This is a genomic window from Tritonibacter scottomollicae (genome assembly GCF_032924845.1).
Taxonomy (GTDB): Bacteria; Pseudomonadota; Alphaproteobacteria; order Rhodobacterales; family Rhodobacteraceae; genus Epibacterium; species Epibacterium scottomollicae.
The window spans coordinates 3261561-3275713 of record NZ_CP136704.1 but is presented as its reverse complement, the minus strand read 5'-3'; the positions used below and the strand labels follow the sequence as shown (position 1 = coordinate 3275713).

Here is a 14153-nt window from a genome sequence, read left to right as displayed (position 1 = left end):
CTGGCGATGTCAGATCACGAATTGAGCAAGTGTCTCGTCGCTTGTGATATCCGTGTAGGTAAACCCAGCCGCGTCCAACTGCGCAAACAGCGGCGCAAAATTCTCCGGTCGCTTGGTTTCGATCCCGATCAAGACTGAGCCGAAGTTTCGCGCCGATTTTTTCATATACTCAAATCTTGCGATATCATCCTCGGGACCGAGGATGTTGAGGAACTCTTTCAGCGCACCGGGGCGCTGCGGCAAACGCAGCAAGAAGTACTTTTTCACCCCGGAATAGCGCTGAGCACGCTCCTTGACCTCCGGAAGCCGTTCGAAGTCGAAGTTTCCGCCAGACGTCAGGCACACAACTGTTTTGCCCTTGATCCACGTACGCAGGTCGCCCAGCGCCTCAACCGCAAGCGCGCCCGCCGGTTCCAGCACAATGCCCTCGACATTCAGCATCTCGAGTATCGTGTTGCAGATCCGATCCTCAGGCAGGGTCAACACATCAGGCAGCGGCACGTTGCGCAGTATGTCGAAGGGCTGCGCGCCGATGCGACCCACGGCAGCGCCGTCCACAAAGGTGTCCACATGGCCAAGCGGCACAGGATGCCCTGCCTCCAGCGCGGCCTTCAGGCAGGCACCGCCCTGCGGTTCGACAAACAGCGCGTGCACCTCTTCGCCGAAATATTGCACCACGCCAGAAGACATGCCACCGCCACCGACCGGCAGCACTACATGATCCGGTGCCTTGCCCAGCTGAGCCTCGATTTCCACGGCGATCGAGGCCTGGCCTTCGATCACATCTGCATCGTCAAAGGGTGACAGGAAATAGCCACCCTCCTGAGCGCACCACTCCTGAGCGGCCTTCAGCGTGTCGTCGAAGTAGTCGCCGATCAGGTGGATTTCCACTGTGTCGCCACCGAACATCCGGGTCTTTTGGATCTTCTGCTGCGGCGTCGTCACGGGCATGAAGATCACGCCCTTCTTGCCCATTTGGCGGCACATATAGGCCATGCCCTGCGCATGGTTGCCCGCCGAGGCGCAGACAAACAGATCCTTGGCCCCCTGCTTGCGCATCGCGTTCAGCGCGCCGCGGATCTTGTAGGACCGCACGGGACTCAGGTCCTCACGCTTGAGGTAGATGTCCGCGCCAAAGCGCTGGGACAGGAGTTCGTTGCGTTGCAGCGGCGTGGGCGGGAAGACATCGCGCATCGCCGCCTCGGCCGCCTTGGCCTGGGTCCGGAAGTTGGTCATGGGGATTTGGTGACCGAAAGCCGCGCCCAAGGCAAGAGGGCGCGGCAAAGCATTCGTTCGTATGCAGTCGATCTTAGAGAAGAGATCAGATTGGGCGCCCCTGCACGTAATGCCCATAAACGGTGGTCAGGATCGATACATTTACAAGGGTCATGATCAAGGCCATCGCGATAGCAAACACGAACCCGAGCGGTGCGAAGATGTAGATCGAAGCGCTGGTGATAACCTGAAGGAGCAGCTGAACGCCAATAAGAACCAGGAATAGAATGATCGCCGTACCAGCGGACCCTTTTGTGGCGTCAAAAGACGCGCTAAATGTCAGCTTTTCGCCGATCGCAGCTGCAGGCAGCACCGGCAGAAGCCGGAACAACAACACTCCGATCCCAATCACGGCGGGAACCAGCAAAATGAGCGAAAATATCGGAGAGCCGATGGCCGCTGCGACCCCTGCGATGACGAAGCTGGCCAACATCCAAAACAGAATCATGAACAATCCCAGCAACAAACCCATTCCGAAATACGCCAGAACGCGGTCTACGTGAAACTTCGGGATCCAGCCCGTCGGGTATTCCTCCAGCAAGACAAAACGATGCCAGCTGACAAACACCCACATCTCCACTGCGATAAAGATGATGATCGATAACAGAAGCGCCCCAACAAATCTGCCGCTTGGCACGTAACCTGCACTTCGCTGGATCTGCTCCAATTGACCGAATTGCCCCCACATAAGGGCAGTGACGCAGGCAAGCCCAATCAGGACGGGAACCAGCGCAATACGCACTGCCCAGCCCAAATTGCGCAGTACCATATTCAAAGAATGAGAAAATATTTTCCAACCAGTCACTTAAATACCCTCTAGGTCTAGAAACTCGAAGCGTACAATATCATCAGTTCACCAGTGCGAAACCCCGTAAACCTTGCAACCCGATGCAAAAGGCGCTACGGCGCTTGACGTTCTGATCAAGAGGAAAACCCATGTCCGCGCCCAAGAAAGTTGTGTTGGCCTACTCCGGTGGCCTTGATACTTCGATCATCCTGAAATGGCTGCAGACCGAGTACGGCTGCGAGGTTGTCACCTTCACCGCCGATCTCGGTCAGGGCGAGGAACTGGAGCCGGCGCGAAAAAAAGCCGAACTGCTCGGTATCAAGCCGGAAAACATCTTCATTGAGGACATCCGCGAAGAATTCGTGCGCGACTTCGTCTTCCCGATGTTCCGTGCCAATGCGGTCTATGAGGGGCTTTATTTGCTGGGTACTTCGATCGCCCGGCCACTGATCTCCAAACGTCTGGTCGAGATCGCCGAAGCCACCGGCGCCGATGCGGTGTCTCACGGGGCAACCGGCAAGGGCAACGATCAGGTACGGTTCGAACTTTCGGCCTATGCGCTGAACCCCGACATCAAGGTGATTGCGCCCTGGCGCGAGTGGGATCTGACTTCCCGCACCCGTCTGCTGGAGTTCGCCGAAGCCAATCAGATCCCGATCGCCAAGGACAAACGCGGCGAGGCACCTTTCTCGGTCGACGCGAACCTCCTGCACACCTCCTCCGAAGGCAAGGTGCTGGAAGATCCCGCCGAAATGGCGCCAGATTACGTCTACCAGCGCACCGTCAATCCCGAGGATGCGCCGAATGAGCCGGAATTCATCGAGATCACCTTTGAACAGGGCGACGCGGTTGCAATCAACGGCGAGGCACTGAGCCCGGCAACGATCCTGACCCAGCTGAATGAGTATGGCCGCAAGCACGGCATCGGTCGTCTGGATTTCGTCGAAAACCGTTTCGTTGGCATGAAGTCCCGCGGCATCTATGAGACCCCCGGCGGTGATATCCTGCTGGAAGCGCATCGGGGTATCGAGCAGATCACCCTCGACAGCGGTGCTGGCCACCTGAAGGACTCGATCATGCCGCGCTATGCTGAGCTGATCTACAACGGCTTCTGGTACTCCCCCGAACGCGAAATGCTGCAGGCCCTGATTGATGAGAGCCAAAAGCATGTCACCGGCACTGTGCGTCTGAAGCTCTACAAGGGCTCTGCCAAGACCGTAGGCCGCTGGTCGGATCATTCGCTTTATTCCGAGGCGCATGTGACATTCGAAGAAGATGCAGGCGCCTACGATCAAAAGGACGCTGCTGGCTTCATCCAGCTGAACGCGCTCCGCCTGAAGCTGTTGGCAGCACGTGATCGCCGGGTGAAGTGATGAGTATCGACGACGACTTCGAAGAAGAGTTCCCGGAAGACGATCTGGAAGAAGAGCTCGACATGTTTGTCGAAGCTCAGGACGCGGTTTGGGCGGATGTCGTCACAGAGTTGAAAGCTGGAAAAAAGACGAGCCACTGGATGTGGTTCGTCTTTCCCCAGCTCGCGAGCCTCGGCAAATCGCACATGGCGCAACTCTACGGGCTGGAAGACCTGAACGAAGCCCGCGTGTATCTGGATCATCCGATCCTGCGCCAGCGCCTGATCGAAGTATGCGATTTGATGCTGACCCACGAGGGAGCGGATGCAGCAACGATTCTGGGACCGGTTGACGCAAAAAAACTAAGGTCATCGATGACATTGTTTGCCGCGGCCCCCAATGCGCCGGAACAATGCGCTATGATCCTGCAGGTGTTTTATGCGGCGACGCCCTGCCCTCATACAGCTGAAGAGGTCGCCTGACCTATTCTGGCGGTGATAGGAAGATTTACACGTAGTAGGCCTGTCGCCGAACTGGCGAGGTTTGGTAACGTCACCTTGAGTGAGAAGAATAGGAGGGCAGCATGAAGCCTTTTATCCTGAGCGGCCTGATGGTGTTTCTGGCTGCCCCTGCATTCGCGGATTTTGAGATCTGCAATGAGACTGCAAGCAAGGCGTTTGCGTCGATCGGCTACAAGGACGGTGATGATTGGGTGTCCGAGGGATGGTGGACCATTCAACCCGGAGACTGCAGCATCCCTGTCGTCGGAGATCTAGAGAATCGCTACTACTACATCCGTGCCGAGAGCGAGACCGGCAATTGGACGGGCGATTATTCCTTTTGCTACATCAACGATGAGTACACCATTCGCGGTGACGAGAACTGCACATCACGCGGGTACAAAACCGGTGGTTTCTTTGAGGTCGATACCGGCAATGCACTCGACTGGACACAGAACCTGACAGACTGAGCGCCGGTGGCTCCCCTTCCCTTCGGTCACGCTTGTCACATCGCGCCCGCAGCTCCTATGGCTGTGGGCGTTATCGTTGTGGGAGGGACATTATGCTGGAAGACATCGCAGGTGATATTCGCAAAGGCCTGGACGGGAAACGCTTTGACGGATCTCTGAAATTCGACTGTGGTGACGATGGCGTGATTATCCTCGACAATGGTCATGTTGCAACCGACGACCAATCAACAGATTGCACACTTCGCTTGAGCACCGACAACCTCAAGAAACTTTTGCGTGGCCAGCTGAACCCGATGACCGCGGTCATGATGGGAAAAATCAAGATTTCCGGCGACATGGCCGTCGCGATGAAGCTGGGAAAGCTGATCGGCTGACGTCGCCACAAGTATCAGGTGAACTCTCAGATCTTGATTGCCCGCATCTCTTCGTAGAGCGACAGTGCGTCATCCAGAACAGGCTGCAGGGCCTCTGGCACGGATGGCAGGTCCCCCTCAGGGCCGGCAAATCCGGTAGAATTCCATACGGCCCCGTACCAATGCGCAGCCCAGGCACCGTCGTCCTTGTGACCGCCACGCGGCCAACTCAGCATCTCGGGCGAGAACGGCAGGTTGATCGCTTCGCAAAGGTGTTCCAGTTTTTCGGCAGGATTTTGACGAATGTCATAGCTGTCGATCACGACTGGCCTATGTCCCCAACCGCGCAGCATGGCAATTAGGTCCGCCTGCTGGGTGAACCCGATATCCTCCAGGCCAACCCTGTCATACTTCGCTGCGAAGGAGGCAATCACCCTTGCCGGATGGCGGATCAGAAAGACATTGGTCACCTCGCGCATCCAGTCACGGGGCACAGATTCAATCATGTGCTGCGACATGTGCTTTTGGTAAAAATGCGGACGGGCACCTGGAATGGGACCCAGAAGCTGTTGGGAAACCGCATTTGGGTCCTGCGATTGGCTCTCCAATATCTCTTCCCGCATGGGATGCTGCAGCCCGGTCTGTGCCAGATAAGACGCGTAGAAAGGCTCATCGACCACAGCGCAATCGCTCCGAGCGCCAAAGGCATACATCATCGCAGTCGACAGGTTCCTCGGGCCGGACCACATGGCTATCCGCATTCTACTACTCCCTGACCTCTATTGGTTTTTGCCAGACGCTAAAAGAAACGCAGGGTGGTTCCAACCAGTAAACTACCGTCACCGATGCGTGACATTCGATGACAACGCCTTGGCCAGTCGTGCAGCGTCAGGCAGTTTGGTGGTCAGACAACGGAGGCCCTAGCAGTCAGGAGCACAGAATGGGACATCTGGATACACTGAAGCATGTCGCGCTTGCCGCCCTGATTGTTATTGGTTCACTCACCAAGGGCGCTGAACTGCGCGCTCAATCACAAGAAAGTTTGATCGTCGCCGGTGGCTGTTTTTGGTGCGTCGAAAGCGATTTTGAATCGGTGAAAGGCGTCAGCGAAGCAATCTCCGGATACACCGGCGGGACCACCAAGAACCCGACGTACAAGCAGGTCGGACGTGGCGGAACCGGTCACTACGAGGCCGTCAAAATCCTTTTTGATCCTGCGATCGTCAGTCGCGAGGCGCTGTTGAACCTGTTCCTGCGCTCCATCGATCCAACCGATGCGGGTGGTCAATTTTGTGATCGCGGCGAGCCCTACCGCACAGCCATATTTGTCTCTAACAAAGCGGAAAAGGCCCTAGCAGATCAGGTCAAGGGTGAAGCTCAGACAGAGTTGAGCCGCGATATCGTGACGCCGATCCTCGATACTGCGACGTTCTACGAGGCAGAGGATTACCATCAGGACTACTACAAGGGCGACGGGTTGGTATTCACGCGTTTCGGTCCCTTGCTGCAATCCAAGGCTTACAAACGCTATCGCACGGCATGCGGGCGTGACGCCCGGGTTTCCGAGCTCTGGGGTGACGCTGCCCCCTTCGCGAAGCTCTACTGACAGATAAGAAAAAGGGGCCGCAGTGGCCCCTTCATCCTTTTTACCCGGTGCAGCTTGTGGTGGAATCCACGGAGCCTAGAATTTCGCCTCTTGGACTTCCTTCAGATCCGGGATCACATCCGCAGCGCCGTGGCGCGTGACCATCAAGGCACCTGCCCGCGACGCCTGTGTCATCGCCTGTGCCATCGGCAACCCTCGATCCAGCGCCGCCAGCACATAGCCCGTAAACGTATCCCCTGCCCCTGTGGTATCCACGGGCGTAACGCGTTGCGCTGGGACATCTATCTTTGAACCGTCTCGACCATTGAAATGGCGTGCCCCCTTTGCCCCCAGAGTGACGATCACATCGTCAACACCGAGATCTTGCGGGGCCTTGCCGGTAGCAGCTTGTAGCTGCGCCGCTTCGACCTCGTTCAGGAACAACAGATCGATGAACGGCAGCACGGCCTGCACCGCCTCGGCATCAAAGGGCGCGGCGGCGTAGGCGACACGCAGGCCAAGCTGATGACCGATCCGTGCGGCTTCGGCCTGCATGTTGGTTTCATTCTGCATCAGCAGGATGTCCCCGGCATTGGCAGCCGTGAGTGCCTGACCGATTTGATCTTCGGTCAGGGCACGGTTGGCACCCGGGTAGAGAATGATCTGGTTCTCACCGCTGGGATCAACTGCAATGATCGCGTGACCGGTGGCAGTGTCCAACTGCGCTATGTAACGCGTATCGACACCATATTCAGTCAGGCGATCAACGGTCCATTTGCCCTCCGGACCGACCGCACCAATGTGGCAAGCATGCGCCCCGGCCCGGGCCGCAGCAACGGACATGTTGGCTCCCTTGCCGCCGAGCCCCTGATCAAAGGAGCTGGCCGCAAGTGTTTCACCGGGCTCCGGCATATGTGGCAGAGCATAAACCATGTCGATGTTGATCGACCCGAGGTTCCAGATTGCCATGGTGATGCGTCTCCCCGTGCGTCAGCCGATATTGCAAGCCGCCAGAACGGCCATGTTCAGCACGTCATTGGCGGTCGAACTGGTAGAACAGATCTGGATCGGCTTGTCGACGCCGGACAGGATCGGACCCACAACGGTCGCGCCCCCCATTTCCTGCATCAACTTGACCGAGATAGAAGCCGAGTGCCGCGCGGGAACCACCAGAATGTTGGCGGGGCCGGACAGACGCTGGAACGGGTAATGCTCCTGTGCCTTGGCGTTCAGCGCGACATCCACGGTCATTTCGCCTTCGTATTCGAAATCCACCCCGCGTTTATCAAGCACGGTTGGCGCGATATGCATCTTCTCGGCGCGTTCTGAGACCGGATAGCCGAAGGTGGAGAAGCTGACGAAGGCCACGCGCGGCTCCAGACCCATATGGCGGGCAACACCGGCGGCGCGTTCCGCAATGGTGGCGAGATCATTCTCGTTTGGCCATTCATGCACCAGCGTATCGCCGATCAGAACGATCCGCCCCTTGTGCAAAAGCGCTGTGACCCCAGCAGCCCCATGGTCGGCATCCGCATCAAAGACGTGGTTGATCTTTTCCAATACATGCGCGGACTTGCGCGTCGCGCCCGTCACCAGACCATCCCCATGCCCATGTGCCAGCATCAACGCCGAGAACACATGCCGGTCACGCGCCACCAGACGGTGGATGTCTTTCCGGTCAAACCCCTTGCGGTTCAGACGGTTATAAAGAAAATCCCGATAGGTGTCGAAATGCTGGGTGTTGGCCGCGTTGACCACATCAAGCTCGCGCACCGCATCGCCAAGTCCGGCCTCTTCAAGCTTGGCTTTGACGTCGTCCGGCCGTCCCACGACCAGCGCCTTGCCAAAACCGGAGCGCTGATAGGTTACCGCCGCGCGCAGCACACGGGGATCGTCGCCCTCGGCAAAGATCATCCGGGATTGGGCGGCACGGGCACGGGCATTGAGGCCGCGCAGGATGGATTGCGTCGGATCCATGCGACCACGCAGACCGTGTTCGTAGGCATCCATGTCGATGATCGGACGACGCGCCACGCCGGTGTCCATGCCCGCCTTGGCAACAGCAGGCGGAATGCGGTGGATCAGGCGCGGATCAAAGGGCGTCGGGATGATGTAATCGCGCCCGAAGGACAGCGATTTGCCATAGGCCAGCGCCACCTCGTCTGGCACATCCTCTCGTGCAAGACGCGCCAGAGCGTGGGCGCAGGCGATCTTCATTTCATCATTGATAGCGCGGGCGTGAATGTCGAGCGCCCCGCGGAACAGGTAGGGAAAGCCCAGCACGTTGTTGACCTGGTTCGGATAGTCAGACCGCCCGGTGGCAACAATGGCATCCACACGCACCTCATGCGCCTCTTCCGGGGTGATCTCCGGGTCCGGATTGGCCATGGCAAAGATGACCGGGTTGTCGGCCATGGACTTGACCATCTCCTGGGTCACAGCACCCTTGACCGACACGCCAAGGAACACGTCCGCACCATTCATGGCGTCTTCGAGGGAACGCAGCTCCGTCTTTACCGCATGGGCAGATTTCCACTGGTTCATACCCTCGGTACGACCCTGGTAGATCACGCCCTTGGTGTCGCAGACGATGCAATTGTCGTGCTGTGCGCCCATGGATTTCAGCAATTCGATGCAGGCAATGCCCGCAGCGCCTGCACCGTTGAGGACGATGCGCACATCCTCGATCTTCTTGCCGCTGAGGTGCAGAGCATTGATCAGACCGGCAGCACAGATCACCGCAGTCCCGTGCTGGTCGTCATGGAAGACCGGGATGTCCATCTCTTCCTTGAGCTTCTGCTCGATGATGAAACATTCAGGCGCCTTGATGTCCTCAAGGTTGATGCCACCGAAGGTCGGCCCCATCAGCTTCACCGCCTTGATGAATTCATCCGGATCCTCTGTGTCCAGCTCGATGTCGATGGAATTCACATCGGCAAAACGTTTAAAGAGAACCGATTTGCCTTCCATCACCGGCTTGGAGCCGAGCGCGCCAAGGTTGCCGAGCCCCAGAACCGCCGTCCCGTTGGAGATCACCGCAACCAGGTTGCCCTTGTTGGTGTAATCATAGGCCAGCTCCGGGTTTTCGGCGATCGCCTCGCAGGGAACCGCAACGCCGGGGCTGTAGGCCAGCGACAGGTCGCGTTGCGTGGTCATCGGCACTGTCGCCGACACTTCCCATTTGCCCGGCGTGGGCTCCAGGTGAAAGGCCAGCGCCTCTTCATTGGTGATCTTGGCTTTGGGCATGTCGGTCTACGTCCTCTCCTAGTCAAAAACCGTCATATCCCAGTGCCGAGATCCCCTCAATGCACGGCTTTCACAATTCACTGTTTTGCATTTCTTTCAAATCGCACCTTAAAATCGAAAGGGTTTGTCAAATTTCGGCCCCATTTCAGACCCGCATTCGCTATAGTTCTTTGGTGTTTCTTAACCGCACTTGTTGACCAAGTGGCGCAACGGCAGACCTGTCGCTGCATATGCCAGAATGGCGCCCCCGTCTGTTCGGGACCTGTCCCAGCAGACCAATGAAACACGCATGCCAGTTTTTTGGTTATATAGGGGTGTACGTATGACAAGTATCAACACCAATCCAGGCGCCGAGATCGCGCTTCGGGTTCTGTCAAACAATCAGGTAGAGAAGGAGGATGTCCAAGACGACATCTCTACCGGCAAGGAGGTCGACAAGGCCAAGGACGCGCCAGCGATCTGGGCGATTTCCGAAATCATGGGGTCCGATCTGGCCGGGTTCGAGGCCACCTCGAACGGGCTGAACATCGGCGAAGCCACCGTTGCGGTGGCCTCTGCCGGAGCGGAACAAGTCACCTCGCTGCTGACCGATATGAAGGAGCTGACAATCCAGGCCGGCTCCGGCGTAGCGGATTATGCCATGATAGAGGAGCAACTGGCCCAGAAGACGGAGCAGATCAACACCATCATCTCTTCCTCTTCCTTCAACGGGGTCAACCTTCTGGCCACCAACGCGGATGGCAATGGCGGCACCGGCTTGGCAGTTGCGGCCTCGCAGGATCGCGCTGGCGACAACGCGCCGACGCAATCCACCATCACCGTGGACAGCGTCGATTTCGAGGGCAGCACAAGCTTTGACATCAACAACCGCACGGCGGTGACCGATGCCGCCTCAGCCCGTACCGCACTTGGCGAAATCGAGGGATTCCTGCGCTACGCCACCGACGGCGCCGCCGCCCTTGGGGCCGGTGCGCAGCAGATGGCCGAGCAGGATGTCTTCCTCGACAAGCTCAGCGATGCCGTGAAGATGGGCATCAGCGAGTTGACCGACACCGACATGGAAGATGCTGCCGCCCGTTATGAGGCGCTGAGCGCTCAGGAGCAGTTAGGTGGCCTGTCGCTGTCGATCGCCAATGCATCCCCGGGTTCGCTTTTGTCGCTCTACTGACGACGACCCTGAAACAACGCCTTTGGCCGAACTCCGCGACTGTAGGGTTCGGCCTTTGGATTGCCGGGTTTTCCTCACGACTCGAGCCATGTAAACGTCATGCGACGTGACCGATGGGGGCCCGCATGACCGTTACGCCGATGATGGCGCAGTATCTCGAAATCAAGGCGCAATATCCTGATGCCCTGTTGTTCTATCGCATGGGCGATTTCTACGAGATGTTCTTTGAGGACGCGGTCAACGCGGCCGAAGCGCTGGATATCGCGCTCACCAAACGCGGCAAGCATGAGGATCAGGACATCCCCATGTGTGGTGTGCCTGTGCATGCCGCCGAGGGCTATCTACTGACCCTGATCCGCAAGGGATTTCGCGTCGCCGTGGGCGAACAGCTGGAAAGTCCGGCAGAAGCCAAGAAACGCGGTGCCAAATCCGTGGTGAAACGCGATGTTGTGCGTCTGGTGACCCCAGGCACCCTGACCGAGGATTCGCTTCTGGAGGCCCGCCGCCACAATTTTCTCGTGGCTTATGCCGAGTTGCGCGATCAGGCCGCACTGGCCTGGGCCGACATCTCCACCGGCGTGTTCCACGTGATGCCGATCGCCCGCGTGCGCCTCAGCCCGGAACTGGCCCGGCTGGCCCCCTCGGAGCTGATCGTTGCGGATGGCCCCGTGTTTGACGCCACACGGCCCCTCGCCGATGAATACAAGATCCCGCTGACGCCGCTGGGCAAGGCGAGCTTTGACAGCAGCGCTGCGGAAAAACGTCTCTGTACCCTGTTCAATGTCGGTGCACTCGATGGGTTTGGCAGTTTCAGCCGGGCGGAGATTTCCGCCATGGGCGCGGTGGTCGACTATCTGGAGATCACCCAGAAGGGCAAGCTGCCGCTGCTGCAACCCCCTCTACAGGAGGCCGAGGACCGCACCGTCCAGATCGACGCTTCCACCCGGCGCAATCTGGAAATCACCCGGTCTCTGTCCGGTGGCCGCGCTGGATCACTGCTGTCGGTCGTGGATCGCACTGTTACGCCCGGCGGCGGGCGACTGCTGGAGCAACGCCTTTCAAGCCCCTCGCGCAATCTCGACGTGATCTCCGCACGCCTCGCAGCGCTGGACGCAACGGTCGAGGACCCTACCCGCTGCGACGCACTGCGCGGCATGCTGCGCAAGACGCCCGATATTGACCGCGCCCTGTCCCGCCTCGCGCTGGATCGAGGTGGCCCACGTGATCTTGCCGGTATCCGCAACGCGCTGACCCAGGGCGAGGAGATCGAACGCGAGCTGCAGGGTCAGGACCTGCCGCCTCTGCTGACGGAGGCGGCACAGGCCTTGCGCGGCTTTGATGACCTGCTGGCCCTGCTGGACGCCGCCCTGATTGCAGAGCCGCCTCTGCTTGCGCGGGATGGCGGCTTCATCGCGCCGGAATTCGATCCCGAGCTAGACGAGGCCCGCACCCTGCGCGACGAGGGACGGTCCGTGATTGCCGGCCTGCAAAAGAAATATGCCGAACACACCGGCGTCACCTCGCTGAAGATCAAGCACAACAACGTGTTGGGTTATTTCATCGAGACCACAGCGACCCATGCCGCCAAGATGCAATCCGCACCGATGTCGGAGACCTATATCCACCGTCAAACCACCGCCAATCAGGTGCGCTTTACCACGGTGGAGCTGAGCGAGATCGAGACCAAGATCCTGAACGCCGGAAATCAGGCTCTGGAGATCGAAAAGCGGCTCTATCAAAGGCTTTCTGGCGCTATTCTCGACTGTGCCGCCCGGCTTAACCAAGCCGCGCGGGGCTTTGCCGAACTGGATCTGGTCACCGCCCTTGCCGATCTGGCGAGGGGCGAAAACTGGACCCGTCCAAAGGTCGACGCAAGCCGCGCGTTCCACGTGGATGGCGGTCGTCACCCGGTGGTCGAGCAGGCTCTGCGCCAACAGGGCGGCGAGACATTTGTGGCCAATGACTGCGACCTCAGCACCGAGGATGGCGCCGCAGTCTGGTTGCTGACCGGTCCCAACATGGCGGGTAAATCGACCTTCCTGCGCCAGAATGCTCTGATCGCCGTGCTCGCCCAGATGGGCAGCTATGTCCCGGCAGAGGCCGCGCATGTGGGCATGGTCAGCCAACTGTTCAGCCGCGTCGGTGCGTCGGATGACCTCGCCCGCGGTCGCTCCACCTTCATGGTAGAGATGGTCGAAACTGCCGCCATCCTGAACCAGGCCGACGACCGCGCGCTGGTGATCCTCGACGAGATCGGTCGCGGCACCGCCACCTATGATGGCCTCTCGATCGCTTGGGCAACGCTGGAACACCTGCATGAGGTCAACCGCTCGCGCGCGCTGTTTGCCACCCACTACCACGAGCTGACGCAGCTGGCCGCCAAGCTACCCGGCGTTGACAATGCCACTGTCACCGTCAAGGAGTGGGAAGGCGAAGTCATCTTCCTGCATGAGGTCAAGAAAGGCGCTGCAGATCGGTCCTACGGTGTACAAGTAGCCCAGCTCGCTGGCCTGCCAGCCTCCGTCGTGGAGCGCGCGCGCAGTGTTCTCGACATGCTGGAGAAAAGCAGCCGCGAAGGTGGTGGCGCAGGCAAGGTGCAGATCGACGACCTGCCGCTTTTTGCCGCCGCTCCGCCGCCCCAACCAAAGGCCCCGGCCGCTTCACCAGTGCTGGACCTGCTTGAGGGCATCAATCCCGATGACCTCAGCCCGCGGGAGGCGCTCGAGACCCTCTATCGCCTCAAGGAAGAGGCCCTGATCAAGAAAGAACGGCGCGCCTGAGGCACGCCGCTCTTTCGTCTTTTCAAAAATATCCCCGCCGGAGGCCCGGGCCCGTATGGGCCCGATCACATCACGACGCCGGTGTGGACGATACGCCAACCTGCGCCGGACGCAGCAGACGGTCGTGCAACATGAAGCCCTCTGCCGACACCTGAATGATGTCGCCAGCCTTTGTGCCGGGCACCGGTGCCTCGAACATCGCCTCATGCACCTGCGGATCAAAGCGATCTCCGACCTCAGGCGTGATCACCTGAATGCCGTGCTTCTGGAAGACATCCCGCAGCGCCCGCATGGTCAGCTCGACCCCTTCGATCAGCGCGGCTGCAACCGCCTTCTGCTCGTCACTTGCGGCTTCGACAGCGCGTTTCATGTTGTCATAGACTGGCAGCATGTCGCGTGCCAGTTTGGAACCACCGTATTGCTCTGCCTCGCGCCGTGCCTTGTCACCGCGCTTGCGGGAGTTTTCGGCATCGGCAAGGGCACGCATGAAGCGGTCCTTGTATTCGTCACGCTCGGCACGCAGGCTGTCCAGCTCCAGCGCCTCGTCGTCATATTCCTCGGTCTGAGCCGACAGCTCCTCGGCTTCGGCTGCCTCGATATCATCCAAAAAGTCTTCGTTCTTGGGCTCTGCCATAAT

13 protein-coding genes are annotated in these 14153 nt (G+C 59.1%); 7 read left to right on the top strand and 6 right to left on the bottom strand.

The features are described from left to right. Nucleotides 1-9 precede the first annotated feature (9 nt). Both ilvA and R1T40_RS16265 read right to left on the bottom strand, forming a co-directional pair. On the bottom strand, nt 10-1236 hold the full coding sequence (ilvA, locus tag R1T40_RS16270; RefSeq protein WP_317384864.1) for a threonine ammonia-lyase IlvA: 1227 nt from the start codon (nt 1234-1236) through the stop codon (nt 10-12). 85 nt (nt 1237-1321) lie between these two features. Continuing rightward, nucleotides 1322-2080 carry a hypothetical protein gene (locus R1T40_RS16265; RefSeq protein WP_317384863.1) on the bottom strand — a complete coding sequence of 253 codons (759 nt, stop codon included), beginning with the start codon at nt 2078-2080 and terminating at the stop codon, nt 1322-1324. 131 nt (nt 2081-2211) lie between these two features. Here R1T40_RS16265 and R1T40_RS16260 point away from each other — a divergent pair, with 131 nt between their 5' ends. The 4 genes from R1T40_RS16260 (at nt 2212) to R1T40_RS16245 (ending at nt 4758) form a co-directional block, all read left to right on the top strand. Next, nucleotides 2212-3435: an argininosuccinate synthase gene (locus tag R1T40_RS16260; RefSeq protein WP_106162446.1), complete on the top strand. Its 1224-nt coding sequence runs from the start codon at nt 2212-2214 to the stop codon at nt 3433-3435. Then, nucleotides 3435-3896 carry a DUF1810 domain-containing protein gene (locus tag R1T40_RS16255; protein WP_106162447.1) on the top strand — a complete coding sequence of 154 codons (462 nt, stop codon included), beginning with the start codon at nt 3435-3437 and terminating at the stop codon, nt 3894-3896. Before R1T40_RS16260 ends, R1T40_RS16255 begins: the two co-directional genes overlap by 1 nt. Nucleotides 3897-3997: 101 nt before the next feature. Next, nucleotides 3998-4384, top strand: a complete 387-nt coding sequence (locus R1T40_RS16250) for a DUF1036 domain-containing protein (RefSeq protein ID WP_106162448.1) — start codon at nt 3998-4000, stop codon at nt 4382-4384. A gap of 92 nt (nt 4385-4476) precedes the next feature. Beyond that, a complete protein-coding gene (locus tag R1T40_RS16245) occupies nt 4477-4758 on the top strand; it encodes an SCP2 sterol-binding domain-containing protein (protein WP_106162449.1) in 282 nt (93 codons plus the stop codon). A 26-nt stretch (nt 4759-4784) separates the two neighbouring features. On the opposite strand, the gene R1T40_RS16240 is transcribed toward R1T40_RS16245, so the two are convergent. Next, on the bottom strand, nt 4785-5498 hold the full coding sequence (locus tag R1T40_RS16240; RefSeq protein ID WP_317384862.1) for a sulfotransferase-like domain-containing protein: 714 nt from the start codon (nt 5496-5498) through the stop codon (nt 4785-4787). Nucleotides 5499-5677: 179 nt separating this feature from the next. Between R1T40_RS16240 and msrA the strand changes: the two genes are divergently transcribed. Beyond that, on the top strand, nt 5678-6343 hold the full coding sequence (gene msrA / locus R1T40_RS16235; protein WP_317384861.1) for a peptide-methionine (S)-S-oxide reductase MsrA: 666 nt from the start codon (nt 5678-5680) through the stop codon (nt 6341-6343). A 75-nt stretch (nt 6344-6418) separates the two neighbouring features. On the opposite strand, the gene R1T40_RS16230 is transcribed toward msrA, so the two are convergent. Then, complete coding sequence (locus R1T40_RS16230; RefSeq protein ID WP_317384860.1) at nt 6419-7291, bottom strand: ribokinase; 873 nt, start codon at nt 7289-7291, stop codon at nt 6419-6421. Nucleotides 7292-7312: 21 nt separating this feature from the next. Next, nucleotides 7313-9568, bottom strand: coding sequence for an NADP-dependent malic enzyme (locus R1T40_RS16225; protein WP_106162453.1), 2256 nt, complete (start codon nt 9566-9568; stop codon nt 7313-7315). Nucleotides 9569-9890: 322 nt separating this feature from the next. Between R1T40_RS16225 and R1T40_RS16220 the strand changes: the two genes are divergently transcribed. Further along, a complete protein-coding gene (locus tag R1T40_RS16220) occupies nt 9891-10736 on the top strand; it encodes a flagellin (RefSeq protein ID WP_106162454.1) in 846 nt (281 codons plus the stop codon). Nucleotides 10737-10861: 125 nt separating this feature from the next. Beyond that, nucleotides 10862-13516: a DNA mismatch repair protein MutS gene (gene mutS / locus R1T40_RS16215; protein WP_317384859.1), complete on the top strand. Its 2655-nt coding sequence runs from the start codon at nt 10862-10864 to the stop codon at nt 13514-13516. A 70-nt stretch (nt 13517-13586) separates the two neighbouring features. On the opposite strand, the gene R1T40_RS16210 is transcribed toward mutS, so the two are convergent. Then, a complete protein-coding gene (locus tag R1T40_RS16210; RefSeq protein WP_106162455.1) occupies nt 13587-14150 on the bottom strand; it encodes a nucleotide exchange factor GrpE in 564 nt (187 codons plus the stop codon). Between the last annotated feature and the right edge of the window lie 3 nt (nt 14151-14153).